Raw genomic sequence first — 3,390 nt, forward strand, 5'->3', positions numbered from 1 at the left:
TCGCCGTGCTCGGCTGGGCCGGACCGGGCGACATCGCCCCGGACTGGGGCATCGGCCTGCTCTGCGGGGTGGGCGGCCTGGTCGGCGGGTACGTCGGCGCGCACCTGCAACCCCGCCTGCCGGAACGCGGGCTGCGACTGGTCCTCGGCGGGCTCGCGGTGGCCGTGGCGATCCTGTACGCCGGTCAGGTGGCGCTCGGGCGCTGACCGGCCGTCGTTAAGGTCGGCCCATGCCTGCCTCCGACTACGTCAAGAAGCTGCGTGCCCAGGTCGGCCACGACCTGATCATGTTCCCGACGGTCAGCGCGATCATCCTCAACGACCGCGGCGAGATCCTGCTCGGGCAGCGCAGCGACAACCACCAGTGGTCGGTGATCGCCGGGATGATGGACCCCGGCGAGCAGCCCGCGGACGCGCTGGTCCGCGAGGTCGAGGAGGAGACCGGCGTCCAGGTTGAGATCGAACGCCTGGCCGGGGTGGCCCTGCACGAGGTGGTCTACGGCAACGGCGACCGCTGCCACATGGTCAACACCTGGTTCCGCTGCCGGGCGGTGGCCGGCGAGGCCCGGGTCAACGACTCGGAGTCGATCGCGGTCGGCTGGTTCGCCCCGGACGCGCTGCCCGAGCTGAACCCGTTCGCCCTGGTCCGGATCCGCACGTCGCTGCCGGAGGACGCGCCGGCCTGGTTCGCCCAGCCCGGCGAGAACGCGGTCCCCGGTTACTGACCGGTACCGATATGATCGCCGCTTCCATGCCGGTACACGGGGAGGCGACCCATGGATGAAACGCGCGCAACACCTGATCAGCCCGCATTTCCGCCGTGGCAGGAAGAGCCGCAGAAGCGGCGCTCACGCTGGGGCGTCTGGGGGACGGTCATCGCTGTGGTGGTCGTGCTGGGCTGCCTGGGCGGGGCCGGCTTCCTGGGCGTGCACGCGATGCGGTCGACCACGCCACCGGTGACGAAGGGCCTGAGCTTCCCGGGCGCGCCGGCCGCGCCGGGCGCGTCCGCGGACCCGGAGGCGGAGACGGTCACCGGTCCCCGGGCCAGCACCTATCCGGTACGCACGGCCGACGACCTCAAGCGGGTCTGCGAGCAGTGGTACTACCCGAAGTCGCCGAAGGTGAAGTCGTCGGGCACCCAGCCGGTCAGCATCTTCGCCCAGGACAGCAAGGACTTCGACACCAAGCACGAGGCCACCCTGTTCGACATCCCGAACTGGTACACGAAGCCGAAGCAGCAGGCGTGGGACCCGTCGTCCCCGGGCAAGGTGCGCCTGGTGGCCTGCGTGGACCTGGTGCAGACCGGCAAGAAGATCAAGAACTGCAAGTACGACGACCCCAAAGGCCTCAAGATCCCGCTGCGCGAGGCCAAGTACCGCCTGGCCCTGTACGAGGTCGCGACGGGCAAGAAGGTGATCGAGAAGACGCTGTCGGGCGAGGACGAGGAGTGCCCGTTCATGGTGCTGCTCGGCGCCGACCGGAACGTCTACAGCCAGGTCGGCGACCGCCAGTACTACGAACTCCTGAAGAAGTACGTCGAGAAATAGGCTTTCTCATCCGTCTCCGTCGCCTTTGCCAGCGACGTCCTGGAGCAGTCGCAGGAACACCGCGACCAGCGGCGTGACGGTCGCGTCGGTCATCGTGACGACCTGCAGGTCGCGGTGCGGCACCGGCGGACGCAGGGCCCGGTGGGCGGTGCCCGGCGCGTGGGCGAGCGCCAGCCGCGACACCAGGGCGACGCCGATGCCGGTGCCCACGAGTGCCTGGGCGACGTCGTACGACGCGGTCTGGAAGCGGATCCGCGGCACGAAGCCGGCGGCCGCGGTGACCCGGTCGAACTGGGCCCGGGCGGCGTGACCGGCCAGAATGGTCACCCAGGCCTCGTCGCGCAGCTGCGCCAGCCCGACCGGCCCCGGCGCGGCCAGCGCGGGATGGTCGTCGGGCAGCACGACGACCATCGGGTCGCGCAACAACGGATGAACGGTGACCCGCTCCGGCGGCGTGAGCGGGGTGTCCCAGGAGGCGATGACCGCCACGTCGAGGCGGCCGGCGACAACCTCGTCGATGCCCACGTCGGACGTGATGTCGGTGACGGTCAGGTCGGCGTCCGGGTAGCGGTGACGCAACGCGGTGAGCGCCGGAGGCAGCAGGTGCAGGGCGGCGGCCTGGAAAGCGCCGATGCGCAGCCGCAGGGAGAGCCGTCCGAGCAGCCCGTCGAGCCCGGAAGCGGCGCGCTGGGTCTCCTCGTCGATGACGCGTCCGTGCTGGGCGAGAAGGGCGCCGGCGGCGGTGAGGGCGGCCCCGCGCGGCCCGCGATGGACGAGGGTGGTGCCCAGCTCGCGCTCGGCCTTGGCGAGCTGCTGAGTGACCGCTGCGGGAGTGCGGCCCAGCGCCTGCGCCGCACCGGCCATCGAGCCGCAACGGTCGATCAGCGCGAGCAGTTGCAGCTGGGCCGGCTCCATGCGTGAAGAATAGCTAACGCTGCCTGCGGAAACGCGGCCTTCACTTCACGCTCGGGGGCCCGCACGCTGGGTTCATGCCGACTCACCTTGCCGCTTTTGTGGTCACGACCTGGCTGCTCGCGATGCTGCCCGGCGCCGGACAGGCCCTCATGGTCCGCCAGACCCTGGCCGGTGGACTCCGCGCGGCATGGGCGGGCATCGCGGGCACGGCGACCGGGCTGCTGATCTGGACCACAGCGGCCGCTGCCGGCCTGTCGGCGGTCATCCTGGCCAACCCCGGCGCGTACGCAGCGATCCGCGCCGCCGGTGGCGCGGTGCTCGCCATCCTGGGCGTGAGCACCTTGCTGTCCCTGCGCAGGACTCCGCCTGCAGCCGGAGCGCCACAGCCGCCGGCGCGGTGGGGCGGCTACCTTGCCGGGCTGGCGACCAACCTCGGTAATCCCAAGGCCGGGGTCTTCGCGATCTCGCTGCTTCCTCAGTTCGTGACGGGGGACGGGCCGGTTCTGTTCTCGAGCCTCGCTCTCGGTGGATTGTGGGCGTTGGTCACGGCTTGCTGGTACGTGGTGTTCACGTGGGCGGTGAATCGGGGGCGGTCGTTCGCGTCTCGGCCGGCGGTGCATCGTCGGGTGCAGGTGGTCACCGGCGGGGTGCTGGTTGTGCTCGGCGTGGCTGTCGCCGCCGGCGTCTGAAACCGGCTGCTGGGCTGCGCCAAGCCGCGACACCCGCCGCACCGCACTTGACCCGGCTACGCCCCGCCCACCTTGCGCCACACCCCGCCCAGCCCCGCATTTCGCCCGGCCGCACCGCACCCGCTCGCACCCGCCCGGCCGCACCGCACCCGCCCGGCCGCACCGCACCCGCCCGGCCGCACCGCACCGCACCCGCTTGGCCGCACCGCACCCGCCCAGCCGGCCGCGCGGCGTCAGGCG

General features: G+C 71.9%; 4 protein-coding genes and 1 pseudogene. 4 read left to right on the forward strand and 1 reads right to left on the reverse strand.

From position 1 onward, the window contains the following. The 3 genes and pseudogenes from AB0C29_RS39430 to AB0C29_RS39440 all read left to right on the forward strand — a co-directional run. Positions 1-206, forward strand: a pseudogene (locus tag AB0C29_RS39430) (sulfite exporter TauE/SafE family protein); the annotation flags it as partial. Between the two features lie 23 nt (positions 207-229). After that, entirely contained in the window at positions 230-724 is a 495-nt protein-coding gene (locus AB0C29_RS39435) for an NUDIX domain-containing protein (protein ID WP_360831787.1), read from the forward strand. Positions 725-775: 51 nt separating this feature from the next. Next, positions 776-1,546, forward strand: coding sequence for a hypothetical protein (locus tag AB0C29_RS39440; RefSeq protein WP_360831789.1), 771 nt, complete (start codon positions 776-778; stop codon positions 1,544-1,546). Positions 1,547-1,552: 6 nt separating this feature from the next. On the opposite strand, the gene AB0C29_RS39445 is transcribed toward AB0C29_RS39440, so the two are convergent. Continuing rightward, positions 1,553-2,461 carry a LysR family transcriptional regulator gene (locus AB0C29_RS39445; protein ID WP_360831791.1) on the reverse strand — a complete coding sequence of 303 codons (909 nt, stop codon included), beginning with the start codon at positions 2,459-2,461 and terminating at the stop codon, positions 1,553-1,555. A gap of 74 nt (positions 2,462-2,535) precedes the next feature. On the opposite strand from AB0C29_RS39445, the gene AB0C29_RS39450 reads away from it, so the two are divergent. Further along, entirely contained in the window at positions 2,536-3,150 is a 615-nt protein-coding gene (locus AB0C29_RS39450; protein WP_360831793.1) for a LysE family translocator, read from the forward strand. The last annotated feature ends 240 nt before the right edge of the window (positions 3,151-3,390 follow it).

Source organism: Actinoplanes sp. NPDC048791 (assembly GCF_040650095.1).
Lineage (GTDB): Bacteria > Actinomycetota > Actinomycetes > Mycobacteriales > Micromonosporaceae > Actinoplanes.